The sequence below is a fragment of the Bradyrhizobium sp. USDA3516 genome, from assembly GCF_057651995.1.
In genome coordinates this window covers 421,699-446,335 of the sequence record NZ_JBYGYN010000004.1, presented here as the reverse complement: position 1 = coordinate 446,335, position 24,637 = coordinate 421,699, and the positions used below count along the sequence as shown (strand labels likewise).

The 24,637-nt window shown below is 63.8% G+C and carries 22 protein-coding genes, 1 tRNA gene and 1 pseudogene; 18 read left to right on the top strand and 6 right to left on the bottom strand.

Translation table 11 applies throughout. From position 1 onward, the window contains the following. Positions 1 to 3 precede the first annotated feature (3 nt). The 11 genes from AC24YW_RS16525 to AC24YW_RS16475 all read left to right on the top strand — a co-directional run bounded on the left by AC24YW_RS16525 (position 4) and on the right by AC24YW_RS16475 (position 11,610). Positions 4 to 1,110 (top strand): DegT/DnrJ/EryC1/StrS family aminotransferase, encoded by a 1,107-nt coding sequence (locus tag AC24YW_RS16525; protein WP_487483734.1) that lies wholly within the window; start codon positions 4 to 6, stop codon positions 1,108 to 1,110. Continuing rightward, entirely contained in the window at positions 1,100 to 2,218 is a 1,119-nt protein-coding gene (locus tag AC24YW_RS16520; RefSeq protein WP_487483733.1) for a DegT/DnrJ/EryC1/StrS family aminotransferase, read from the top strand. The genes AC24YW_RS16525 and AC24YW_RS16520 overlap by 11 nt, the downstream gene beginning before the upstream one ends. Beyond that, positions 2,215 to 3,021, top strand: coding sequence for a sporadic carbohydrate cluster 2OG-Fe(II) oxygenase (locus AC24YW_RS16515; RefSeq protein ID WP_487483732.1), 807 nt, complete (start codon positions 2,215 to 2,217; stop codon positions 3,019 to 3,021). The genes AC24YW_RS16520 and AC24YW_RS16515 overlap by 4 nt, the downstream gene beginning before the upstream one ends. After that, the gene (locus AC24YW_RS16510; protein ID WP_036027635.1) at positions 3,014 to 3,406 is read left to right on the top strand and encodes an LIC12192 family sporadic carbohydrate cluster protein; all 393 of its coding nucleotides are present in this window, start codon (positions 3,014 to 3,016) and stop codon (positions 3,404 to 3,406) included. Before AC24YW_RS16515 ends, AC24YW_RS16510 begins: the two co-directional genes overlap by 8 nt. Positions 3,407 to 3,431: 25 nt before the next feature. Then, positions 3,432 to 4,097, top strand: coding sequence for a class I SAM-dependent methyltransferase (locus AC24YW_RS16505; protein ID WP_487483731.1), 666 nt, complete (start codon positions 3,432 to 3,434; stop codon positions 4,095 to 4,097). Further along, a complete protein-coding gene (locus AC24YW_RS16500; RefSeq protein ID WP_487483730.1) occupies positions 4,075 to 4,650 on the top strand; it encodes a WbuC family cupin fold metalloprotein in 576 nt (191 codons plus the stop codon). The genes AC24YW_RS16505 and AC24YW_RS16500 overlap by 23 nt, the downstream gene beginning before the upstream one ends. A gap of 55 nt (positions 4,651 to 4,705) precedes the next feature. Further along, positions 4,706 to 5,686: a lysylphosphatidylglycerol synthase transmembrane domain-containing protein gene (locus AC24YW_RS16495; RefSeq protein ID WP_487483729.1), complete on the top strand. Its 981-nt coding sequence runs from the start codon at positions 4,706 to 4,708 to the stop codon at positions 5,684 to 5,686. Between the two features lie 2 nt (positions 5,687 to 5,688). Next, entirely contained in the window at positions 5,689 to 7,965 is a 2,277-nt protein-coding gene (locus AC24YW_RS16490) for a hypothetical protein (protein WP_487483728.1), read from the top strand. 180 nt (positions 7,966 to 8,145) lie between these two features. Then, the gene (locus AC24YW_RS16485) at positions 8,146 to 9,351 is read left to right on the top strand and encodes a class I SAM-dependent methyltransferase (RefSeq protein WP_487483727.1); all 1,206 of its coding nucleotides are present in this window, start codon (positions 8,146 to 8,148) and stop codon (positions 9,349 to 9,351) included. A gap of 9 nt (positions 9,352 to 9,360) precedes the next feature. After that, positions 9,361 to 10,566, top strand: coding sequence for a class I SAM-dependent methyltransferase (locus AC24YW_RS16480; RefSeq protein WP_487483726.1), 1,206 nt, complete (start codon positions 9,361 to 9,363; stop codon positions 10,564 to 10,566). 3 nt (positions 10,567 to 10,569) lie between these two features. Continuing rightward, a complete protein-coding gene (locus AC24YW_RS16475) occupies positions 10,570 to 11,610 on the top strand; it encodes a Gfo/Idh/MocA family protein (protein WP_487483725.1) in 1,041 nt (346 codons plus the stop codon). Here AC24YW_RS16475 and AC24YW_RS16470 read toward each other — a convergent pair. Beyond that, a complete protein-coding gene (locus tag AC24YW_RS16470) occupies positions 11,594 to 13,255 on the bottom strand; it encodes a hypothetical protein (protein WP_487483724.1) in 1,662 nt (553 codons plus the stop codon). The genes AC24YW_RS16475 and AC24YW_RS16470 overlap by 17 nt on opposite strands. A gap of 164 nt (positions 13,256 to 13,419) precedes the next feature. On the opposite strand from AC24YW_RS16470, the gene AC24YW_RS16465 reads away from it, so the two are divergent. From AC24YW_RS16465 to AC24YW_RS16455, 3 genes are all read left to right on the top strand, one after another. Beyond that, positions 13,420 to 13,926 (top strand): hypothetical protein, encoded by a 507-nt coding sequence (locus AC24YW_RS16465; RefSeq protein WP_487483723.1) that lies wholly within the window; start codon positions 13,420 to 13,422, stop codon positions 13,924 to 13,926. 8 nt (positions 13,927 to 13,934) lie between these two features. Then, a complete protein-coding gene (locus tag AC24YW_RS16460; protein ID WP_487483722.1) occupies positions 13,935 to 14,441 on the top strand; it encodes a hypothetical protein in 507 nt (168 codons plus the stop codon). A gap of 140 nt (positions 14,442 to 14,581) precedes the next feature. Further along, positions 14,582 to 15,343 (top strand): glycosyltransferase family 2 protein, encoded by a 762-nt coding sequence (locus tag AC24YW_RS16455; protein ID WP_487483721.1) that lies wholly within the window; start codon positions 14,582 to 14,584, stop codon positions 15,341 to 15,343. Between the two features lie 106 nt (positions 15,344 to 15,449). Here the strand turns inward: AC24YW_RS16455 and AC24YW_RS16450 are convergent. Further along, positions 15,450 to 15,525: transfer RNA gene (locus AC24YW_RS16450), tRNA-Trp, on the bottom strand. A 148-nt stretch (positions 15,526 to 15,673) separates the two neighbouring features. Between AC24YW_RS16450 and AC24YW_RS16445 the strand changes: the two genes are divergently transcribed. Continuing rightward, the gene (locus tag AC24YW_RS16445; RefSeq protein ID WP_487483720.1) at positions 15,674 to 16,906 is read left to right on the top strand and encodes a serine hydrolase domain-containing protein; all 1,233 of its coding nucleotides are present in this window, start codon (positions 15,674 to 15,676) and stop codon (positions 16,904 to 16,906) included. Positions 16,907 to 16,913: 7 nt separating this feature from the next. Here AC24YW_RS16445 and AC24YW_RS16440 read toward each other — a convergent pair whose 3' ends face one another. The 3 genes from AC24YW_RS16440 to AC24YW_RS16430 all read right to left on the bottom strand — a co-directional run bounded on the left by AC24YW_RS16440 (position 16,914) and on the right by AC24YW_RS16430 (position 20,488). After that, complete coding sequence (locus tag AC24YW_RS16440; RefSeq protein ID WP_487483719.1) at positions 16,914 to 18,875, bottom strand: AI-2E family transporter; 1,962 nt, start codon at positions 18,873 to 18,875, stop codon at positions 16,914 to 16,916. A 112-nt stretch (positions 18,876 to 18,987) separates the two neighbouring features. Next, complete coding sequence (locus AC24YW_RS16435) at positions 18,988 to 19,755, bottom strand: SDR family NAD(P)-dependent oxidoreductase (protein ID WP_370140336.1); 768 nt, start codon at positions 19,753 to 19,755, stop codon at positions 18,988 to 18,990. Between the two features lie 34 nt (positions 19,756 to 19,789). Beyond that, positions 19,790 to 20,488 (bottom strand): histidine phosphatase family protein, encoded by a 699-nt coding sequence (locus tag AC24YW_RS16430; RefSeq protein WP_487483718.1) that lies wholly within the window; start codon positions 20,486 to 20,488, stop codon positions 19,790 to 19,792. A gap of 133 nt (positions 20,489 to 20,621) precedes the next feature. On the opposite strand from AC24YW_RS16430, the gene AC24YW_RS16425 reads away from it, so the two are divergent. The 3 genes and pseudogenes from AC24YW_RS16425 to AC24YW_RS16415 all read left to right on the top strand — a co-directional run. Next, entirely contained in the window at positions 20,622 to 21,407 is a 786-nt protein-coding gene (locus tag AC24YW_RS16425) for an SDR family NAD(P)-dependent oxidoreductase (protein ID WP_487483717.1), read from the top strand. 344 nt (positions 21,408 to 21,751) lie between these two features. Continuing rightward, positions 21,752 to 22,924 carry an acetylornithine deacetylase gene (gene argE, locus AC24YW_RS16420; protein WP_487483716.1) on the top strand — a complete coding sequence of 391 codons (1,173 nt, stop codon included), beginning with the start codon at positions 21,752 to 21,754 and terminating at the stop codon, positions 22,922 to 22,924. Between the two features lie 250 nt (positions 22,925 to 23,174). After that, positions 23,175 to 23,396 (top strand): annotated as a pseudogene (locus AC24YW_RS16415) (GIY-YIG nuclease family protein); the annotation flags it as partial. A gap of 120 nt (positions 23,397 to 23,516) precedes the next feature. On the opposite strand, the gene AC24YW_RS16410 reads toward AC24YW_RS16415, so the two are convergent. Beyond that, complete coding sequence (locus AC24YW_RS16410; RefSeq protein ID WP_487483715.1) at positions 23,517 to 24,575, bottom strand: phosphotransferase family protein; 1,059 nt, start codon at positions 24,573 to 24,575, stop codon at positions 23,517 to 23,519. Between the last annotated feature and the right edge of the window lie 62 nt (positions 24,576 to 24,637).

Here is a 24,637-nt window from a genome sequence, read left to right as displayed (position 1 = left end):
CACATGTACGACGTTCGCTATTCCTATCTGCTCGAGCAATTCGCGGATCCCGCCCCCATCCTCGCCGAGATCGGCCGGCTGGTTGCGACCGGTGACTTCACCCTTGGCAAGCCCGTTGCCGAATTCGAGAAACGCTTCGCTGAGCTAATCGGCGTCCGTCACGCCATCGGCGTCGGATCCGGCACCGACGCGCTCAAGCTGCCGCTCAAGGCGCTCGGCATCGGTCATGGCGACGAGGTCATCACCGCCGCGAACACCTTCATCGCCACGGTCGGCGCGATCGCGGAAACCGGCGCCACCCCGGTGCTGGTCGACTGCGACGATTCCTTCTGCATGAACGTCGACCAGGTCGAGGCCGCGATCACCGGGAAGACCAAGGCGATCATGCCGGTCCAGTTGACCGGCGAGGTCACTGACATGGGCAAGCTGATGCCGATCGCGCAGCGCCACAACCTGCCGGTGGTCGAGGACGCCTGCCAGGGCATCCTGTCGGAGTTCGCGGGAAAACGCTCGGGCACCCACGGCATCGCGGCCGGCTTCTCGCTACATCCGCTCAAGAACCTCAACGTCTGGGGCGATGCCGGCGTCGTCGTCACCAATGACGACGGCATGAACGAAAAGCTCCGCCTGATCCGCAACCACGGCATGAAGAACCGCGACGAGATCGCGATCCTCGGCTGCAACTCGCGGCTGGATTCTCTGCAGGCCGTGGTCGGCAACTGGCTGATCGGCCAGACCAGCGAGATCACGCGCCGCAGAATCGAGAATGCGGCCTATTACGACGCCGGTCTCACCGGCCTGCCCGGCCTGCGCATCCCGCCGCGCCGTCCCAACGTGAAGCACGTCTACCATCTCTACATGGTGTTCGCCGAACGCCGCGACGAGCTCTACAAATACTGCCTGGACAACGGCATCGAAGCCAAGATCCACTATCCGATCCCGCTGTATCAGCAGGAAGGCCTGAAGCATCTCGGCTACGCGCCGGGAACGTTCCCGGTCACCGACCGCCATGCCAAGGAAGTCATCAGCTTCCCTGTCGACCAGCACCTGACTCGCGCCCAGCAGGACCGCGTCATCGAGACAGTCAGGAGGTTCTGCCATGGACGCTGACACCGGCCGCCGGCGCATCGGCTACGTCAATCTTCCCGCGCAGTTCGGGGAAGAACGCGCCGAGATCATGCAGGCGGTCGAGGGCGTGTTCCAGCGCGGCGACTTCATCGGCGGGGCGGCGGTTGCCAAGCTCGAGGAGGAATTGTCCGCCTATCTCGGCTCGCCGCATGTGGTGACGCTGAATTCGGGCACCGACGCGCTGATCCTCGCCATGCGGGCGCTCGACATCGGTCCGGGCGACGAGGTGATCACGCCGCCGAATTCGTTCGTGGCGTCGACCGCCGCGATCATCGCGGTCGGCGCCACGCCGGTGTTTGCGGACGTGCTGCCGGACCAGAACATCGATCCGGCCGCGGTCGAGGCCGCCGTCACCCCGCGGACCAAGGCGATCATGCCGGTGCATCTGACCGGACGCATGGCCGACATGACCCCGCTGATGGCGATCGCTGCCAAGCACGCGCTCGCCGTGATCGAGGACAGCGCCCAGGCGGTCGGCTCGACCTATGACGGCCGGATGAGCGGCACCATCGGCACGTTCGGCTGTTTCTCCGCCCACCCCTTGAAAAATCTCAATGCCGCCGGAGATGCCGGCTTCCTCGTCACTGCCGACGGCGAGCTTGCCGCAAGAATCCGACGGCTACGCAATCACGGCCTGATCAACCGCAGCGACGTCCAGGAATGGGGAATCGTGTCGCGGCTCGACACGCTCCAGGCCGAGGTGCTGCGCATCCGCCTGCGCCACCTTCCTTCCGTGATGGAACGCCGGCGGCGCAACGCCGCGCAATACCGCGCCGAGCTCGCCGGCCTGCCCCTGTTCATTCCGCCCTGCCGGAACATCGAGTTCAACACCTTCCACACTTTCGTGGTGCAGACCGAGCGTCGCAACGACTTCCAGAAATATCTTGCCGACAAAGGCATCGAGACCGCGATCCACTATCCGGTCCCGATCCACCTGCAGCCGGCAGCGGCGCATCTCGGCCATGGCCGCGGCGCGTTCCCGGTGACGGAACGGCAGGCGGACCAGATCCTCACGCTTCCCATCAACCAGTTCCTGTCGGCCGCCGACATCAGCTATATTTGCGCGACCGCCCGGGAGTATTTTGCATGACGGACACGGACTTCCTGCACGCCGAGGAGCAGGCGCTGGCGCAGCGTTTCATCGACCATGGCTTCGTCACCACCCCGGCCGACGATCGCGCCGGGCTCGACCGGATCCAGCGCCGTGCTGCCGAGCTCGCGGCGGACTATCTGAAGCTGCCGCACAGCAACGATCCCTACGCGATGCTCGACACCATCCACACGCGGGTGAGCGTGGATGATCTCAACGGCCTGCGGCTGCACGTCTTCAACGGCCTGAACGCCGAGCCCTGGTTCCGCCCGACCTATTTCCGCCTGGCACGCTCGACCATCGAGACCATCGTCGGCAACGAGCTGTGCATGCAGCGCCGCGTCAATCTCAGCATCCAGCTTCCCGGCGACAGCTCCTCGCTGCTCGCCACCCATTCCGACGTCTGGTCGGGCGACTCGCCGTTCGAGGTCGTGGTGTGGGTGCCCCTGGTCGACGTCCACCGCACCAAGTCGATGTATCTGCTGCCGCCGTCCCTGAACGGCGAGATGCAGGACCGGATGGCGGCCTTGCGCAGCGCCGAAGAGCTGTACAAGACCATCAAGCCGCATGCGACCTTCATCGAGATCCCCTACGGTCACGTCATGCTGTTCAACCAGACCCTGATGCACGGCAATCGCGTCAACGAGGAAGCCGGCACGCGCTGGAGTATGAACTGCCGCTTCAAGAGCATCATGTCGCCCTACGCGGACAAGCGGTTCGGCGAGTTCTTCGAGCCGATCCTGCTGCGCCCCGCAACCCGGGTCGGGATGCAGTACAAGCTGCCGGGAGGCTTCCATGGCTGAACGAGCCGGCCACCGCGGCTATATCGGTGCCCGGCCGCTGAACGGCAGCCGCACCCCGCAGCACGTCCAGAACATCGTGATCCGCGACTATGCGCGGCGCAAGAACCTGCACTATCTGCTGAGCGCCGCCGAGCACACCATGCCCGGCAGCTACATGGTGCTGGAAGACATCCTGGACGAGCTGCCGCAGCTGCGTGGGCTAATTCTCTACAGCATCTTCATGCTGCCGCCCGACGAGGCGCGTCGGCGGCAGATCTACGACCGCGTGCTGCGCGAGGGCTGCGATCTCCATGCAGCGGTCGAGGAAATCACGCTGGCCTCGCAGAAGGACATCCAGGCCGTCGAGGACATCCTGCTCGTCAACAAGTTCGCAACCATCCTGTGACGATGCCGCGGAGCACTTGGCCCCCATGACCGAGATCAACCTGCTCCAGCCGATGCACGCATCGACCAAGCGGGACTACGTCCAGCGCGTGGTCGAGCACGACAAGGCGGAATCCGCCACTGTGGCGCGGCAATGGGGACGCGACTATTGGGACGGCGACCGGCGCTACGGCTACGGCGGCTATCGCTATGACGGACGGTGGCGCCCGCTGGCCCAGACCCTGATCGATCGCTATGGCATCAAGCCGGGCATGAGCGTGCTCGACGTCGGCTGCGGCAAGGGCTACCTGCTCTACGAGTTCACCCAGCTCGTGTCCGATCTCAGGATCGCCGGCATCGACATCTCCGAATACGGCATTGCCAACGCCAAGGAGGAGGTGCGGCCGCATTTGAAGGTCGGCAGCGCCGTCGAGCTCCCCTATCCCGATCACAGCTTCGATCTCGTCGTCTCGCTCGGCGTGCTGCACAACCTTCCGCTCGAGGACGTGTTCCGCGCGGTACCCGAGATCGAGCGCGTCGGACGCGGCACCTCGAAATATCTGATGGTCGAATCCTTCCGCAACGAGCGCGAGAAGGCCAATCTGCTTTACTGGCAGCTCACCTGCCTGAGCTTCCACGGCCCGCAAACATGGGCCTGGATCTACGACAAATGCGGGTATCGGGGCGACCATGGGTTCATCTTCTTCGAATGAGGCAGGCCGGCGCCGGCCGGCCTCGTTGCGCGCACAGAATCCGGAAGTGTATTATTCGGACGACGCCATCGTCACGGCGGACGACGCCACGATCGCGGAGCTGAAGCGCATTGCCGCCGGCAACCCGCGCCTGCGCAGCCGGCTGTGCACGCATCCGGATCCCTCGTCCGGACTGCACGAGATGCTGATCGTGCACCATCGCGAGGCTTACGTGCGACCGCACAAGCACCTTGGCAAGCCTGAATCGTTCCACGTGATCGAGGGCACCGCGCAGGTCGTGATCTTCGAGGACGACGGCCGCATTCGCGAAGTGCTCGAGATGGCGCCTTACGGTCAAGGCAAGCGCTGCTATTATCGCATGCCGGAACAGGTCTTTCATTCGATCCTGATCACGTCCGAGTGGCTGGTGTTTCACGAAACCACCGCCGGCCCGTTCGATCCGTCGCGCACCGCATTTCCCGATTGGGCGCCTGATGGCAGCGACGCTCCCGCGGTGCAGGACTACGTGACAAGAATTGGTACGCTCGCCCTGGAGAATCTGGCGAAGCACTAGATTCCCATCGCTGCTCGACGAGCGCGCCGTGAATGATAGAGGACGACACCAGCCGATGAAGCGGCCTGCAAAAGCACTGGTTACTGCGGCCAAATTCGCCGTCTCGATCGGTATCCTCGTGCTGTTATTGCGTGCCCAGGATTTGTCGTCCTTGAAAGCCGATCTGCTCGCCGTCAGATTGGACATGTTGGCACTCGCCGTGCTGCTGCTGTTTGCTCAGACCTTCGTGCTCTGTCACCGCTGGATCCTGATCCTCCGCGCCATGAACGTGTCCCTCGATTGGCTGGCGGGCTGGCGCATTCTCATGGTCAGCACATTTTTCAATCAGGTGCTGCCTGCGGGCGGTGATGCGGTCCGCATCTGGATGCTGCGGCGGCGTGGCATGCAATGGTCGCAGACGATCGGCAGCATCGTCGCGGACCGCTTTATCGCGCTGCTGGCGCTCGGCTTCATCATCGTTGCGGGCACGCCGTTCCTGCTCGCGCGCGTCAGCGACAATGCGTTGCTATGCGCCAGTCTCGCCGTTGTCGCGTCCGCATGCTTGGCTGCAATTGCCTTGGTGATGCTGGAGCGGTCGCCGCAGCGCCTGATGGCCGCGCTGCCGGCCCGTCTCGTCGCGTTCGCGATTCTCATCAGGGCTCCGTTGCTGGCGCCTGAAGGCCGCGGAATGCTGATCGCCTCGGCCGTGCTCATCCATTTGATCACGGTTGCCGCCTGCTATGTGCTTGCGATCGGATTGGACGCGCCACTCGCCGCGCTTGACGCATTCGTGCTGGTGCCTCTGGTCATCTTGTCCTCCGCAATTCCCATCTCGATCGGAGGATGGGGGGTTCGCGAGGGGGCGATGGTCACGGCGCTCGGCCTTGCCGGGATAGCAGCCGACAAGGCCCTCGCCATCTCGGTCCTGGTGGGACTTGGCGGCCTCGTCGTGGGACTGTTCGGTGGCTTGGTATGGCTGGTAGCACCCGAACGCGCGGACTTCAGCGCAGACCAGACGCGGGCCATCGACGATCAAACAGGCGCCGCACCGATCTAGCCATGGCACATGTGGAGTTTACCCGAACCAAGTTACGTCACGTCGCTGAAGCGATCGGGTGGCGCGCCCTCGTTTTTGCGCCGGCTGAGCTCTCCATCTGGTGCCTGAACCGGGGCGGCACGTACCGAGGCCTGATATTTGAAGGCGGAGGAACAACACAGTTATACGTTCTCGCCTGGATTGTCCTTACGCCGTATCTTGGCTGGACGGTGATGGCCACCGGTCGCCTGACGTTCTCCATCATCAAGCACGACTCGGCGCGGCGGATCGATGAGTTCTTCGTTGGCGCATCGACTCTCATATTGTCCGGCCTTGCGCTCGGCGCTTGTTCCATCCTGTACCCGCAAATCGTTCTCGGGTCGATGTGGGCAATCCTGCTCTGGGACACGCGCAGCTTCAGAAGGCCAAAACGAATTGGGACGAACTACGCGCTGTTGCTGGTGTCGCTCGTCGGCTTTGCGGCCTTGGCTATGGTATTCCTCGATCGCGCCGTAATGCCGGACGTCGTCTCGACCGACGTCCAACAACTCTACGCCCCCTATCTGGCGGAAGTGGCGCGAAACCACAGCATCTGGCTGGCTGCCGACAATCCGATCTTCTCCGATTTCGAAATCGGCCATGGAAACGGACTGCATCTGTTGATGGCGACGTTCCTGCCTCCCCAGGTAGCCCAGATTGTTTCGTTTCTGTATTTTGTCGCAATAGGCGGGGTGATCTTTGAACTCGCCCGGATGCTTGTGCCGCTGGAGACCCTTGGACCCCAGTGGGACCGCACGGCAATACCGATCGCACTCGGCATTGCCATCCTTGGCCTCGCGTGGGGGCCCGGGCTCCACATCATGGAGTTTGGGAAATACCACCTCCAGACAACAGCGTTCTTCCTGTATTCGTTGCTCGTTGTCAGCCGATCTTCCAAGGGCCGCGACAACATAGGCGCCGGAATAGCCGGCTCAGCGCTGGCGGTCTCCTACCCGCTCTATGCGGCATACGTACTCATGATTTCCGGATTGGGGACGTTCACCAAACTGCTGCAAAGAGATCGGTCGAGCCTCATCACCAGCATCATGCTCGGGGTCGGAGCAGCCTTTGGATGCATTCTGGCCTTCGCGATCAATTATGCTTATCTCGGAATTCCAGCAACCAATCCCTACTCGATCTTCCGGCACGTCGCTTCGACGGAGCGCTTTTCACAATTCGGCAGCTTCGACATCCTCGATTACTTTGTCTTGTCCCAATCGCTGGGAGTGAGCGACTTCTCCATCAGAACTGGATGGGGTGTCGCAATTGCGCAAGTGAGGGGTATTCTCAAGGCTGGCGCATTGCTCGCGATGATCTCTTTCGTTGTCGCCTTCGCGGACTCGAAGCTGTTTCCCGCCCGTCCCTCCTCATCGAGAGCCGAGCCGTTGGCCATGGCGGCGGGATGCTTCGTCCTTGTTGCTTATCTAGCTTGTGTTCGATTCCTCAATTCAACCCTGCAGATTCCGAGCCTGCAGCGGTTGTCCATTCATGCGGACGCACTCATCCCGCTTGTAACCATCGCCATCGCCTTCTGGGCTGTGACGATTGCGCGGCGATGGGCACCGAATTGGTTCGCCGGACGCATCGCTCCTCATATTGCTGCCGTAGCTCTTATTGTTCTCTGCGCTTCTGTCGTTCGCAACGTTCCCTGGAACAGCTTCAAAGCCGATGGCACGTTGCTCTTTGTGAAAGGGCGTCCGCTTGAGCAGATGCCCCGAGTGAGCCTCGACTGGAAGCGATGCGACGAGCTGCAGCAATCGACGGGCTCGGATCGGATACTTGCCCTCAATGGTTACCGGGCAATGGTACCGTGCTATTTCTCGTCGCTGCTCACGCGAGGCAAGATCATTCACACCTACCAGAGCGACGTCGCACGCAATTTCACGAAGATCGCACTCGGGAGCGCCGACATGGCGGAGGCCACGCTTCGATCACTGGGCGTAAAGTTATTCTATGTCCAGAAGAACAATTGCGACTTCTGGCTCAACGGTTTCTCCGACCTGTTTCAAAAGGACGAATTAGCGCGACGTTTTGCTGTTCGTCGCGAGACCCCGGAATACTGGATCTTGACGTGGACGCAGGGCAATCAATCACTAAGTCCGGAAGATGCGACCGCAATCTCGGCGCTGAGGACGAGATCAAAAGAGATCTACCGGGAGGCATACGGCGTCGACCCATTCGAGGTGGTCAAGCACCGCCTACCGCCGAATGGCAGGCGTGGAGATCTCAACGTCCTCGACCAGCTGTCCCGATGCTACTGAGCCTCCCCCCGGGAGCCGTCTCTGCCCAGAGGCGCCATGTTCGAGGATCACGAATCGGCGCCACCACCAGCAACTTAAGAATTGTAGCACGGGCCTATTGCGCTATATAGGCTTCCACTGCGCCGCCGACCGCTTCGGGGCGCCGATGTTCCCTCGCTTTCCCTGCAAAGAGCTAGAGCCGTGACCGATCATTGCCGCCTCTGCCATTCGACCGACCTGCGACCGGTCATCGACCTCGGTCTGATGCCGATTGCGCATCGGCTTCGGCACAGCCGAAACGAGCAGGAGGAACGCTATCCGTTCGAGGTGCTGGCGTGCGGCGCGTGCGGCCTGCCGCAGATCGTCAAGCCGATCGATCCAGAGATCTTGTATCGGCAGTTCAACTACAATTTCAGCAGCTGGAAGCCGGAACCGCACCAGGTCGACGAGCTCGACACCATCGCAAAGTTTTCGAAGCATCATTCGGTATTCGAGATCGGATGCAACGACGGACTGTTCATGGACAAGCTGCGCGAGCGTGGCGCGAAGGTCCTGGTGGGCGTGGAGCCCAACCCTGTGTCCGGCAAGATCGCCCGCGAGCGTGGCATCAAGGTCTATGCCGACATGCTCAGCCCGGCGATGGCCCACGACGCGGTCGCCCAGACCGGCAAGTTCGACCTCGTCGTCTCGCGTCAGGTGCTGGAGCACATCGTCGATTTCGAGAACTTCTTCGACTGCGTGAAGATCGCGCTCAGCGATGATGGGCTGCTGTTCATCGACGTGCCCGACTTTGATCCCGGTTCGACGGCGGGCGATCTCTCCGTGCTCTGGGAGGAGCACGTCAGCTACTTCACCGAGCCGACCCTGCTGGCGCTCTTGGCCCGCCACGGCTTCGAGGCGGTCTCCGTGAAGAAGTATAATTTCAGCGGCGGCAGCCTCGCGATCGCAGCCCGTCTCGCCACGGGCCGCGTGACGCCGCCGCCTGCGCCCTCCGGCGTCGGTGAGAAATTCGGCCAGCGCGCAAGGGAGTACGGCGCGCGGCTGCGGCCGATCCTCGCCAAGGCCCGTGCGAGCGGCGCCGAGATCGCCATCTACGGCGCGGGCTGCCGAGCCTGCACCTTCACCAACGCGCATGAACTGGCGGATCTCGTCGACCTCTCGGTCGACGACCAGAAGGAGCGCCAGGGACTGTTCCTGCCCGGCACCGGCATACCGATCCGTTCGCCGGACGAGCTCGCCGGCAAGTCGGAGCCGCTCGTCTGCCTTCTCGCCGTGAACCAGGAAAACGAAGCCAAGGTCAGCAGCCGGCTGCGCGAGAACGTGAAGCGGCCGCTGCACATCGTTTCGATCTTCGCGCCCTCCGACATCTGGAGCGAGCTCGAGCGGCTCGAGGCGGCCTTGGGTTAGGGACGCGGCATGGCTGACGAGAAGCTCTTCAATTACTACGAACGTCAGGACGTCCTGCCGACGTTCGGGAATTTCAAATCGGCAGCCGAACTCGATGCCTATGCCAGCCAGCGGCGCGAGTTGTTTTCAGACAAGCTCGTGCTGCCGCCGCGGCTGTTCCGCGATGCGGAGGTGCTCGAGTTCGGTCCTGATTCCGGTGAGAACGCGCTGGTGTTTGCCGGCTGGGGCGCGAACATGACGCTCGCCGAACCGAACCGGCATGCACATCCGAAGATCGAGGCCTATTTCGCGCATTTTGGCCTGACCGAGCGCCTGCGCGAGCTCGCATTGGCGGACGTCGAAGGATTTCGCAGCGAGCGCCGCTACGACATCATCGATGCCGAAGGTTTCATCTACACCGTGCAGCCGACCGAAAATTGGCTCGACATCTTCCACCGGCTGCTCAATCCCGACGGTTTCGCCGTCGTGTCCTATTACGAGCGCTATGGCGGCTTCTTCGAGCTCGCGCTCAAGGCAATCCATGCAGCCGGCAAGGCGTTGACGGGCCATCCTGCACTCGAAACCGCCAAGACGCTTTTCGGCGCGAAATGGAACAGCATTCCGCATACCCGCAGCTTCGAATCCTGGCTGATGGATGTGCTCGAAAATCCGTTCGTCCGGCATCGGTACTTCCTCGACGCAGCCGACTTGTGCACGGCGGCGCATGAACAGGGATTCGACATCCATTCGGCGTGGCCAGCCTATCGCGACAGCCTGGACGTCTACTGGCATAAGAAGGTTCTCTCCGCCGACGAGAAGCTGCGGCGAGCGGCGCGCCATCTCGACCGCAGCCGCCTCAGCTTCCTCGGCGGACGCAAGCTCTACCTGGTCGGCAAGGCCGATGCCGTGGCGGCGATTTCGGCATCGATCGAGACGCTGGTCCTCGACGTCGACGCGATGATCGACGCCCCCTTCGGCGAGAGCCTGCCGCGCGTGATCGCGAGCCTTGCGTCCTTACGCGAGGCGATCCGGACGACGGACATTCTCGCGGACGATGCTTCCGACACCGAAACCATCATTGCGACACTCGACAGTTTCCACCGCATCTTCGCCGCGATCGGGCGACGGGATGCGTCTGCGGTCGCTGCGCTCACCCAGACCGATCCGGCGTTCATCAATACCTGGGGACAGCCGGCGCATGTCCTCGTCATCCGGAAGCGTTTCAAGGGGTCATAGTCAGTGAGGCCAGGCATTGGCATCATCGGAACGGGGATGGTCGGCCAGATGTGTCACCTCGCCAATTTCGTCGCCAATCCCGCCTGCCGCGTCGTCGCCATCGCCGATCTCCGGCCGGATCTCGCTGCCGCCGCAGCGCAGAAGTTCGGCATATCGCAGATTTACGGCACGCATCGGGAGCTGCTCGCGGACGCCGCGGTGTCCGCTGTCGTGGTCGTGACGAAGCGGCGAGCCACCGGTCCGATCGTGCTGGACGCGTTAAATAGCGGCCGCCACGTGCTGTCGGAGAAACCGATGGCCTATACGACGGCTCAGGCAAATTTGCTGGTCGAAGCGGCGCGGCAGCGAAACCTCGTCTACAGCATCGGCTACATGAAGCGTCACGATGCCGGTGTGGCGCGCGCCCTCGGGGTGCTGACGCGCTTGCGCAATGACCGGTCGCTCGGAGGCCTGGTCCGCGCCAAGGGCTGGTGCCTCGGCGGCGACACCGGCCGGTCGCGCGACAATTTCGTCATGACCGGCGAAACGCGGCCGGACGGGATCGAGCTCTGGCAGGATGGACCCGACTGGATGCCGGGCGCGGTGCGGCCCGGCTACGACAACTTCCTGAATGTCTTCAGCCATATCATCAATCTGGCGCGCTATCTGCTCGGACCATCGCCAACGATCGCCGACAGCTCCGTCGAACCTTCGGGAGCCGCGCGCATTACCCTCGACTTCGGCGGCATCGCTTGTACGCTGGATCTCGTGAACGGGTCCGAGGGATCCTGGCGCGAGGGACTGACGATCGATTTCGAGCGCGGCGCGGTCACCTTGAAATTGCCCCCGCCCTTTGCCGAGCAAGAGGCGGAGGTCATCGTCGAGCACGATGGTCAAAGCACGCATCTGACGGGTGAAGCGAGCTGGGCATTTCGGCGCCAGGCCGACGCCTTCGTTTCCGATATCGCCGAGGGGCGCACACCCCTGGCTTCCGGCGAGGACTCGATGACCGACATCGCGCTTGCGGAGGCGGTCTGGAAGCGCCGGGCTAGCGGCGAGGCGTGACGTTCTCGCTTGCGCCGTCGAGCGGCAGGAGCCCGGCGATCGGGCCAAGCTTGATCGTGACATCTGCAAGTTGAGTCAGAAATTCCGCAACATCGCAGCGCGCCAGCAACCGACACGCATAGTACTTCCGCACCAAAATGTGGTTCGACGCGGCGCCCGGTCCCGGCTGCAGCGAGATCGTTGCCTGCGGCCCCGTCGGATCGAAATGATGGAACGCACTTCCCGGGGCCTTCCGCGCCTCGTCCATCCCTCGGAGGATGTCGGGCCGTTCGGCACGCAGCGCGAATCCGAAGAACGGCTGATTGCCCCAGGCAAGGCGGAGCATGCCGGTGACCTCAGCGAGACCGAACGGTACATGCCGTGACGGGTAATCGAAGAAGCCGTCATCGAGCGCATAAACCGTCGCCGCCGGCTGGACCCGACTGGCAAGGTCGCGTGCCAGAGCCTGCTGCTTCAAGGTTCTCGCCTGCATGAACACGTAGTCGCTCCACAGCATGCCGATCGACACGATCAGGCCCACCCCGAATATCGCCGCAAAGGCGGTGCCGGGTTGGGTCCAACGCTCGGCTCGTCGCTTGAACGCCAGCAGTGTCAGCGCGAGCGGCAGGCCGAACATCAGCAGGTGACGGCTCTCATAGAAATGCACGGAAGACGGCCGCAGGCCGGCGATCAGATAGGGCGACGACAAGGCAAGGAACAAGACCACGGCGAGTGCGAGCGGCACCGTGATCGCGCTTCTGGACGCTCTCGTCTTCGCGTCCGGACGCAGCAGCAGCAACAGAATTCCGACCAGGACCGCAGCCGCGATGAACAGCGCTGGGACCTGGATCGCGGAGCGGATCGCGTGGGCGAGGACATCCCTGTAGCCGGTGATGAAGAACGCTGACCACCCCCGCACCAACTCGCCCAGCGTCGGGAAATGGGCGTCATAGTGTTGTGCATACACACCGATCCGCTTGAACCAGATATTGAGCGTGCCCCAATAGACCAGCGGAAGCACGACCAGTTCCGGATAGCGCAGGATGCAGCGCCAGCCGGCGAGCCATGTCCGGCGAACGAAGCCATGCGCCGCGTCTCCGCTCCGCCATATCGCAACGAACAGGCCGAACATCACGATCGCATACAACACGATGGTCGAGTTGAGCGCGAAGCTCAGCAGGAACACCAGCGACGCGAGCACACGAAGCAGCACGCGCCGCAGGCCGAGGGCGCTGAAGGCGAGCGTCAACAGCCATGCACCGACGAATAACAGTCCGAAGCTGAAGACGTAAACTGCGTTGGCCTTGCCTGCCCAAAGCTGGTAGCCGGGATAGGTCCAGACGATCAGGGTGAAGCCGACCGCCTCGGCGCGGTCGAGCAGATCGAGCCGTGTCGCCATCAGCATCAGACACACCGCGCCGAAGACGATTCCGGCGAGCGCCAGCGATACCATCACGACGACCGGGGCGCCGGTCCAGTTCGCGAACTTGTCGTAGCTGTAGAAGATCGGATGGCCGGCGCCATTCAGCAGGAAATCGATGTCGATGAAGTAGTCCGGACGCGGCTTGAGCACCAGCCAGTCGTCCATGAACAGGCCGTCGTTGAGCAGCATCGGCGCATGCGCAATCAGCAACACGACGATCAGGATGGCAGTCGCTCGCAGCAACGGGAGCAAGCTCGGAGGGGAAGAGGACATCGTCGGCGAGGATTCGCACGCCCACGTGGCGACCGCAAGGCCACATCGCCGGGCTCCCTTGACCGGAAAAAAGCCACCTCCTATAGACTCTCGCTCTGGCTGGGCCTGACAGGCGTCCGGGACGATTTTCCACAATGAATATGTTACCAGGCCCGGCGCAAGCCGCTGCGATCGGTCTTAGCATCGCCTTTCCATTGCTGTTGCTGTTCTATGCGCGCATCGCCGCCACTGGCGGATCCGGCCGCCGCTTCCGGCTGGGCTGCATCAGCATCGTCGTGCTCTACGCGATCGCCTGTATCGCGCTTCCCGGGCAACGCCGGTTCGACGACGTGCTTGGCGGTCTTCTACTGTTGGGAACAGCGATGATGTTTTGGTACATCCTGTTCAGCCTGCTGGCCTGGGGCTTTACGCTGACACTGCTCACGGCCCTCGTCCAGGCCGAACGCCCCCTCACCCTGGAGCAATGGGCCGAGGCGTACATGCAGGGCGGCGATCTCGGCACATTTACGCACAACCGCCTCAAGCTCCTGGTCGGCGCGAGAATGGTGACCACGGCAGACGGCAGGCTGGCCCCGACGGCCAAGGGGGTAGCGATCGCGCATCTCGCCAAGCTGGTTCGCCTGGCGACGGGCCTTGGGTGAGCGACACGATGTCCTTCGCCGTCGGGCTCATCGCCGTCATCGTCTTCGCCCTGCTTGCGCCCGCCTTGCAGATCCTGGCCCGCGCTCGCGCATGGTCGCCCGGACCCGTCACCCTGCTCGCGATCGCCGCACTCGTCTCGCATGGTCTCGGCACGATGATCGGAATTTTCGCGATACCGCAATTTCGGTATTGGGACGCCGCATCGATTTTCGCGTTTTGCGTGATGGCCTACGTGTTCGCCTTCGGCGCAGTCTATAAGTCGGTGTCCTTGGAGATCCTGCTCGGCCTCGTCGGCCGTCCGGGCCGGACGGCGCCGCTCTCAGAGATCATCGAGAGGCAGGTTCCAGATTTGTTCCAGGGACGAGTTGGGAACCTGGTTGAGGACGGCTTGGTCGAACGGGTCAATTCAGGCTTCGTGGCGACACCGGCGGGGCAAAATACCGCACGCCACGTCAGCCGGGTGCGCCGCGCCTTCGGCATCGGCGACACCAGCCTCTATGAATTTTCCGACTAGTTGCGCGGAACACACACATGGTCGGTTTCGTGCCGGTTGTGTCGACCATATCGGCGAGCCGCATTGTTCGCCCCGCGCAGATGACCTAAAGTCGCCCTGAGGGCTCACCAGTAAAGAGTGGCCGGCAACGGCGGCATCAAATGACACCTTCCAGGGCGGCAAAAAGGCTTACGATCGTCATTCCTGCTCTGAACGAGCAGGACAAGATCGCCGACACGATCGGCGGCGTGCTGCCGCTCGCCCGCGAGCTGCTCGACGATTTCGAGATCTTCCTGATCGACGACGGCAGCACCGACGCTACCGGCGTGATCATGGACGAGTTCGCAGCCGACGAGCCGCGCATCATCGTGCATCACAATGCCGAACCGCGGGGTGTCGGTGCCGGCTTCGAATATGCGCTGTCGCGCGCGAAATTCGATGCCATCACGCTCATCCCCGGCGATCACGCCTTCCAGAACGAAGGCATTGCCCGGATGTTCAAGGCGGCGGGCGCCGCCGATCTCGTCATTACCTATCGCGACAACCAGTCGGACCGCTCGATCAACCGCTCGTTGCAGTCGCATTCGCTGCGGTTCATCCTGAACTGCCTGTTCGGTTTCTGGCTGTCCGACTATCACAGCATGATCGTCTATCCCGTGAAATGGCTGCGCCAGATCGCCGTCAAGGCCGACGGCTACGGCTACCAGATCTGTGCGCTGATCTCACTGCTCCAGCTCGGCCTCACCTACGTCCAGGTTCCGGTGAGCCTGAACGCGGAGCTGAAGGGCTCGTCGCGCGCGCTGCGGCTGCGAACCTATCTCGAGCTCGGCGGGACCGTCCTTTCCCTGCTGCGCCGCGTTCCCATCCGGAACGTCAACCTCAGGCAGATTCCCGCCGACGCGGAACGGACCCCGGCGCGCTAGGCCGCGCCGGTCCCCGCCGCGGGACGTCCAGCACAGCGGTTGCAGGACCCCGGAGCGCACGCGGGACGCCTTCCCGCCGACACCTAATCTAAGTGATTGATTTAACTGGCAGGAGTGGCAGGGCTCGAACCTGCGACCCCCGGTTTTGGAGACCGGTGCTCTACCAATTGAGCTACACTCCTACGAACCCGCGTCGCCGCGGATCAGGGGCGCTTTCAAGCACAGAGAGCGGCCGGTTTGCAAGGGTGAACCGCGCCGGCTTCGCTTGTTTGTGCCGGGGTTTCTGGGCCACAGTCCCTCGGCCATAACGAAAAACAATCGGGAGTGCCCATGACCGCTACAGCGACCGCCACCGCCCCAGAGGCCGCGAACGCGCCCCACACCCCGGCTTTGCCGGAAGCCCGCCCCGAGACGCTAGGGCTGTCGCGGCCGCGTCTCCAGGCCATGTCGGACGCCTTCAAGCGCGAGATCGACAAGGGAACCGTTCCCGGGGTGACCGTGCTGGTGGCGAGGCATGGCCAGGTCGGCTGGTTCGAGGCGCTCGGCAAACAAAGCCCGGCAGGCGCGGCGCCGATGGCGCGCGATTCGATCTTCCGGATCTTCTCGATGACCAAGCCGATCGTCTCGGTCGGCATCATGGCGCTGGTCGAGGACGGTCAGCTCCTGCTCAGCGATGCCGTCCCAAAGTTCATCCCGGAGTTCGCGAGCCAGCAGGTCGGCGTCGTCAAGGACGGTAAGCTGGAGCTGGTGCCGCCGGCGCGGCCCATGACCGTGCAGGACCTGCTGCGCCACACCTCCGGCCTCACCTACGAGCATCAGGGCGACGGCCCCGTGCACAAGCTCTACCAGGAGTCCCGCGTCCGCAGCCGCAAGATCACCAACGCCGAACATGCCGCGCTGGTGGCGAGCTTTCCGCTGGTCTGCCAGCCCGGCGCGGAGTTCAACTACAGCCGCTCCACCGACATCCTTGGCCGCATCATCGAGGTCGTCAGCGGCAAATCGCTCGGCATGTTCCTCACCGAGCGCGTGCTCGCGCCGCTGCAGATGGCCGAGACCGGATTCTCGACGAGCGAGGCCAATGCCGGCCGGCTTGCCGAGCCGTTCGCGGCCGACCCCTGGACCGGCGACAAGGTCGCCCTGTTCAACATGCTCGAGCAGCCCGTGATGGAGTCCGGCGGCGGCGGCCTGGTCTCGACCACGGTGGACTATGCCCGCTTCTGCCTGATGCTGCGCAATGGCGGCACGCTCGACGGCAACAGGATCATCGGCCGCAAGACCCTGGAGCTGATGGCCTCAGATCACCTCGGGCCAGGCGTGCCGACCAACGGCACGCTGCTATCGCAGGGCCATGGCTTCGGTCTCGGCTTTGCCGTGCGCCGCGAGGCCGGCATCGCCCCCTTCCCCGGCAGCGCCGGCCAGTATTTCTGGAGCGGCATCGCCGGCACCTTCTTCTGGATCGATCCGAAGGAGGATCTGTTCGCAGTGTTCATGAGCCAAGGGCCGGGACAGCGCGATTACACGCGGACATTGGTAAGGGATCTGGTGTACGCGGCGGTGGAGTAGCGCGCGTTCAGGCGCTGGCCTGTCGCACGGATGCCTCCGGTGAGACGATGCGATCGTCGCCCTGGGCCATCGCGACGATGGTCTGCGTCGCTTCGCGCAACGAGGTGACGAACAGATCCGCTTTTGCGGTCTCGCGCAGCTCGTCAATATTGGTGACCGCTTCGGCCCAGCATCCGATCATGATGGCGGCGCCGGGCAGCTTCCGCCGGAGCCGCCGCACGGCATAGCGCAGGTGCGCGGGGCTGGTGATACCGATGTAGCTCAGGCAAACCAGCGCCACACCCGACGTCTCGAGGCGGAAGATGTTGGCGGTCGACAGCGCTTCGGGACCTTCGACGCGGCTGCCGACGCCGTGCGCGCGGCAGAGCTGCGCGAGCATGATGGCGGCAGCCTCATCGAGCATGGTCCGGCCGCCGATGCAAAGCACGGCATGTTCGCCTCGATATCGCTCCGTGACCGCCTCCGGACCGAGCACGGGGATGTCCGGCTGATCGCTCGAAGGCGAGACGGCCTCGATCGCATCGACCACCTCGGCATCCGCTGCCTGCCCGTTGCCAGGCTGGCCGTCATCCTGGTCCGAGAGGTCCTCAACGAATTCGATCACGGTGTCACGGATGCGGGCGAGCCGCGTCTGGTCTAGCGCGGCGCGGTCGAGGTCCGATTGGGCAAGCTGCATGCCCTTGATCGCCACCTCGTCGTAATAGGCCGCAAGCGACCGTTCCTTCAGAAACTGTTCGGCCTTTTCGGCCGCTTCTGTCGGATCGCCCGCCAGCATACGCTGATAGAAGATCTCGGAAGGCGCGAGCGCGGGACGATCGCCGAACATGACGTCGAGGAAGGAGAGCCGCTCGACGTGGCGACCCAGCACGACCAGACAGACTGTGAGAGGCGTCGCGAGCACCAGCCCGATCGGTCCCCATAGCGCGGTCCAGAACGTCGCGGAGACGACGACGGCCACCGGCGACAGGCCCGTGGTGCGGCCATACAGCAGCGGTTCGACCACGTGTCCGACCAGGGGCTCGATGACGAAAAACAGCGCTGCGGTCCACGCCAGCATCCACCAACCCGGATCGACCGCCACGGCAAGTGCGAGCGGGAACGCGGCCGCGATGATCGAGCCGATATAGGGCACGAAGCGCAGCACGGCGGCGAGAATGCCCCACAGCGCCGCGCTGGGAATGCCGATCAGCCACAGGCCGCTGCCGATCAACACGCCAAATCCGGTATTGAGCATAAGCTGGTTGAGGAACAACCGGCTTAGCCGCGCCGCTGCATCGTCAAGCGCGGCCGTGGTGCGCTGCAGGTCGTGAGACCCGGCGAGCCTGATCAGGCGATTACGCAGATCCTCGCGCTGGATCAGGATGAAGATTACGAAGATCACAATGATCCCCGTCGTGGCCAGCGGCGAGACCAGTGGAGCGATCAGCGAGCGCAGACTTTCGAGCGCGCCGGGATCGGGCTGCAACACCTCGACCGGCACCGGCTTCACGCCGGTCTTGGCAGCGGGGGCTGCGGTCAGCGGATTGGCCGGCGCCACGGATTTGGGCTTATCCAGCTCCTTGCCGAGGTCCTGCAGCATCTCCGCAGCGCGCTCCAGCGTGGAACTGCCGCCGGCGACGCCGCGCACCGACTGAATCTTGGAAAGGATGGTTGTCTGGTACTTCGGGAGATCGGCGGCCAGCCCGTTGAGTTGCGTTGCAATGACGCTGCCGAGCCCGAAGATCACCGCGAAGGCGAACAGCACGACCCCGACTACCGCGGCTGCGCGCGGAACATGAAGGCGCTGGACAAGCCGCACGGGCGCCGCAAGGACGAAGCTCAGCAGAATCGCAAGCGCGACGGGGACGAAGATCTCCCGCCCCAGATAGAGCGTGGCGATGATGATGATGCTCAGGATCGCCACGCCGACCGTGACGATGATCGCCGAGACATCGTCGGTCAGTTGCGGCTTGATCGCCGTGGGGATCATCGGTCTCGCTTCCGGCCCCAGCCCTGGCATTGCGCTGCAGGACTGCGCGGGCTAACCGCCCGGCATGGGGTTGGTTCCTTTCCCCATGCCCCCGCAACCTTGCGGCCGGACTTCAGCTGATCGTCGCGCCGCCGTCGATCACCATGGTCTGGCCGGTCATGAAGTCGCCGGCCTTCGAGCCCAGGAACACCGCCGCGCCCGCGATCTCGTCGGGGATGCCGATGCGCAAGAGCGGCGAGCGCGAGGTCGAGGCTTTCAGGTTCTCCGGATTGTCCCACAGCGCCTTGGCGAAATCGGTCTTGATCAGGCCGGGCGCGATGCAGTTCACGCGGATGTTGTGCGGGCCGTATTCGCAGGCGAGATTGCGCGCGAGCTGCATGTCGGCGGCCTTCGAGATGGCGTAGGCGCCGAGGATGGTCGAGCCCTTGAGGCCGCCGATCGACGAGACGATGATGATCGAGCCGTCCTTGCGCTCGATCATCTGCGGCACCACCATCGAGATCAGCCAATTGTTGGCGACGATGTTGTTGTCGAGGATTTTCCTGAACTGATCGTCGGAGATGCCGGCGAGCGGGCCGTAATACGGATTCGAGGCCGCGTTGCAGACCAGCACGTCGATCTTGCCGAAGGCACGGTTGCTCTCGTCGACGAGGTTTTGCAGATTCTCTTTCGAGGAAATATTCGCGGCGATGGCGACCGCGGTGCCCTTGCCGAATCTGTCGTTGATGCCCTTCGCCACCTGCTCGCAAACATCGGCCTTGCGCGAGGAGATCACCACCTTGGCGCCGTGCTCGGCCATGCGCTCGGCGATCGCGAGCCCGATGCCGCGCGTCGATCCCGTGATGACGGCGACTTTCCCCTTCATGTCGAACAAGGTCATGGTTTCTCTCCCAGATTGATTTTCGTATTCAGTATCAGGCCAGCTTCTTGACTTCCGGTCCCGCCGGCTGATGCATCGCCGCGTGCGCGGGATCGGCGATCCACGGCTGCTGATTGACCATCGGCAGTCGCCAGACCGTGCGATCGGGACTCGCAAAATAATCCAGCCGCGTCACCGAGCAATTGTCGATGTCGAACGACAGCCCACGCTCCGGCTGCCCGCCGAGCGCGAGGCCCACCGCCGCCCTGATGGTGCCGCCATGCGCCACTGCGATGATGTCCTGCCCGGCCGCCTCGGCGTTGATCCGCTCGATGGTGCGGCGCGTGCGGTTGTAGAGGTCCATGAAGCTTTCGCCGCCGGGCGCGGGCTCGTTGATGTCGGCGAACCAGCTCGCACCGACGGGGCGGCTGGCAATGAACTGGGCCCGGTTCATGCCTTGCCAGCGGCCGAGGTTCTGCTCGGCGAGATCCGCCTCCCACTTCATCGCTGCCGGCCTTGGAAAACCCGCGGCCCAGATCGCCTCGGCGGTCTGATGGGTGCGCATCAGATTGCTCGAATACCAGACCGCCTGGCGTGGCAGCACCTTGGCAACTGCATTGAACACATAAGTATCGCTGGTGTCACAGGCGATGTCGCTCTGCCCGTAGATGTTGCCGCCGTCGTTGCGCACCGGCGCGTGACGGACCCACCACCACCGCGTGATGACCACGTTCGGCTTGTCTGCACCTGCCATCGAAACCCTTCCATCCCGTCTATTGTCGCTGTACGTGAGTACTGAACGTGTCTCAAGACACTTTGCCGTTTGAAATCTTGTTTGAAATTCCGTCGCACGGCAAGCGTCGGACGCGAGCAAAAGGGAGAAACGCATGGGCCGCCTGCAAGGCAAATCCGTCATCATCACCGGCGCCGGCAGCGGCATCGGTCGCGCGGCTGCGCTGCTGTTCACCAAGGAGGGCGGCAAGCTGATCGCGGTCGATCGCACCGAGGCGGTGAAGGAGACGGTCGAGGAGATCAAGAAGGCCGGCGGCGTCGCGGAAGCGATGGTCGCGGATGCCGGCTCCGAAAAGGACGTCATCGCTGTGATCGACAAGGCGGTGAAGACGCACGGCCGGCTCGACGTGATCTGGGCCAATGCCGGCGTCTCCGGCGGACTCGTTCCGCTGGCCGAGCAGACCGTCGAGCATTGGCAGGAAATCCTGCGCATCAACCTGATCGGGCCGTTCCTCGCGGTGAAATACGCCATGCCGCATATGGTCAAGCAGCAGTCCGGCGCGATCGTGCTGACCGCCTCTGTCGCCGGCCTCAAGGCCGGCGCGAGCGGGCATCCCTATGCCGCGAGCAAGGCCGGCGTGATCAGCCTGGTGCAGACCACGGCCTACTCGCTCACCGGCACCGGCGTGCGCATCAATGCGGTCTGCCCCGGCCTGATCGAAACAGGCATGACCAAGCCGATCTTCGACCGCGCCAAGGAGCGCGGCACCCAAGACAAGATCGGCCAGCTCAACCCGCTCAAGCGGGCGGGACAGCCGCACGAGCTCGCGGCGATGGGACTGTTCCTGGCGAGCGACGAGGCCTCGTATGTCAACGGGCAGGCGTTCCCGGTCGACGGCGGCTTGACGGCATCGATGCCTTATACCGGCAAGCCGATTTGATCCACTCGTGTCCCGGACGCGACGCAGCGCGCAAGCGCTGCGTCGCAGAGCCGGGACCCAGGACGTCGCACGGCTCGCTGTGACATGGGCCCCGGCTCTGCAGCGCATCGCCGAAGAGCGCTGCGCTGCGTCCGGGACACGCAGCCGGAGCTTTGGCGCAACTGCGTCAACACCGTCATTGTGTGGTTGGCACCAGCGCTCCTTTGCGCGCATCTTCGATCGCAGACGCCATCCCGCATCCTCACAGGCGCATCTCGCTGCGGTGTTGATTTGCCCGAGCGGGGACCACGTTGGTATGGTTCCTGCAGGCACCTCAGCCTCCATTCCCTGACAAGACCGAGACAATGCCAAGCCCAAGATCCGACCGCATCCGAAAACTCCTCGCCGACCTCGTCGCGTTCGACACCGTCAGCGACCGCACCAACCTGCCCCTGATTGCCCATATCGAGAGCTATCTCGCCGGATGCGGCCTCAAGGGCGAGCGCATCGTCGACGAGACCGGCGAGAAGGCTTCGCTCTGGGTCACGATCGGGCCGGAGGACCGGCCGGGCTTCGTGCTGTCGGGCCATACCGACGTGGTGCCTGTCGTGGGCCAGGACTGGAGCCACGATCCGTTCAAGCTGGTGGAACGTGACGGCAAGCTCTACGGCCGCGGCACCACCGACATGAAGGGCTATGTGGCGGTGTGCCTCGCCATGGTGCCGGAGATGGTGGAGGCGAGACTCAAGACGCCGATTCATCTGGCGATCTCCTATGACGAGGAGATCGGCTGCGTCGGCGTGCGGCCGATGCTGCGCGAGGTCGCGAAGAAGAGGGTCCGACCGCTCGGCGCCTTCATCGGCGAGCCGACCCAGATGCAGGTCATCATCGGACACAAGGGCAAGCACGGCGTGCGCGCCACCTTCCGCGGGCTCGCGCGCCATTCCTCGATCGCGCCCGACGGCGTCAATGCGATCGAATATGCCGCCGAGCTGATCGTCGAGATCCGCCGCCGCGCCGTGGCGCTCGCGGCCGTGCGGTCGACCGACAGCCTCTACGACGTCCCGCATTCGACGCTGCTCACCAGCATCGTGCACGGCGGCGCGGCGCTGAACATCGTGCCCGACACCTGCACCGTGGATTTCGAATGCCGCGGCATCGGCATCACCGAGTCCAAGGAGGTGACCGATGCGATCGTCGCCTGGGCCAAGGCCGAGATCGAGCCGGCGATGAAGGCAAGACATCCGGACTGCGGCATCGATTTCGAGGAGATCCTCGACTATCCCGCACTCGACACTGCCGCCGACGCCGCCATCGTCACGCTGGCCAAGAGCCTCGCAGGGCGCAACGACCACGCCAAGGTCGCCTTCGGCACCGAAGCGAGCCTGTTCGCCGACATCGCCGACATTCCCTCCGTCGTGATCGGCCCGGGCTCGATCGCACAAGCGCATACGCCTGATGAGTTCGTGGAGATGGCGGAGCTGGAGAAATGCGCGGGGTTCGTCGAGCGGCTGATCGCGCATTGCGCGAACGGGTAGGTGCTGCCCGTAATTTGTGGGTCCCGGCTCTGCGCAGCAACGCTACGCGTTGCAGCGCGTCCGGGACACGAGAGTGCGGCCGGCAGTCCGGCCTGAGAGGACGTCATGGACGCCGCGAAACCCGGTCTCGTGTCCCGGACGCGGTGCGGCACGAAGTGACGCTCCGCAGTGCCGGACCCAGAACGCTTGGCGACAGCGTCGAAACATGCAACCTTAGAGCGCGCCACTCATCAGCACCGGTTGCACGGCTATGCCGTTCTTTGTCTACATCCTTGCGAGCAAGCGAAACGGGACTCTCTACATCGGCGTCACGAACGATCTTGTTCGCCGGTTGAGCGAGCCCAAGGCCAAGCTGATACCCGGCTTCACGCGGCAGTACGACATCACGCTGCTGGTCTATTTCGAAACCTTCGGGTCGATTCTCGAGGCACGCGCACGCGAACATACGCTGAAGCGGTGGCGACGTGACTGGGTCCCGGCTCTGCGGAGCAGCACTACGTGCTGCACCGCGTCCGGGACACGAGAGACGCGAGGATGCGCGACAATTATCAAACAAAAAGGCGCGGCCACATCGGCCGCGCCTTCGTTGTCGCTATACCGCCCCTGCCTTCTGCGCATATTCCCACGACGCCTTCGACAGCGGCACGGTGCGCTTGGCTGACTCCAGCGCCTTGGCGTTGGCGGCGGTACCGTCGCGGACGCGGCCGGCGATGCCCTGGGTGATGCCGGCGAGACGGAACAAATTGTAGGCGAAGTACCAGTTGAGATCGGGCACCGTCATCTCGGTGACGTTGCAATAGATCTGCGCCGCCTCCTCCACGCTCGGGATGTTGAGCGCCTTGAGGTCGGCCCCATCGAGGCCCGGCATGATCCATTGCATCAAGAGATAGGTGAAGTCGGCCATGGGATCGCCGAGCGTCGACAGCTCCCAGTCCAGCACGGCCTGCACGCGTGGTTCCGTCGCGTGGAAAATCATGTTGTCGAGGCGGTAGTCGCCATGGACGATCGAGACGCGCGCCTGCTCCGGCACCGTCTTCGGCAGCCATTCGGCGACCTTCTCGAATTCCGGGATGTGCTGGGTCTCGGACGCCCGATATTGCTTGGTCCAGCGGTCGATCTGGCGGGCAAAGTAGTTGCCGGGCTTGCCGAAATCGCCGAGCCCGATCGCAACAGGGTCGAACATGTGGAGCTTGGCCAGCGTCTCGATCTTGCTGGTGAAGATCTTGCGACGCGCATCCGGCTCTTGGCTCGGCAGCGTCGGATCCCAGAACACGCGCCCCTCCTCCATCGACATGATGTAAAAGGCCGCGCCGATGACGCCGTCGTCCTGGCACAGCGCATAGGCGCGCGCGACCGGGAAACCTTGTTTCCCGAGGGCTGCGATGACGCGATATTCGCGGTCGACCGCATGCGCCGACGGCAGCAGCTTGCCGAACGGCTTGCGGCGCATCACGTAGGAACGGTTCGGCGTGTCGAGGCGATAGGTCGGGTTGGACTGGCCGCCCTTGAACTGCAGCACGACCAGCGGGCCTTCAAAGCCTTCGACGTGCTCGCGCATCCAGGCCTCGAGCCGCAGCTCGTCGAAGCGATGCCGCTCCTCGACCGGCTTGGTGCCCGAGAATTCTTCGTCCTTTCTGACGCCGTCAGCCACGATGACGCTCCCTCTTTTCATTTTCCGTCATTCCGGGGCGCGCAAAGCGCGGACCCGGAATC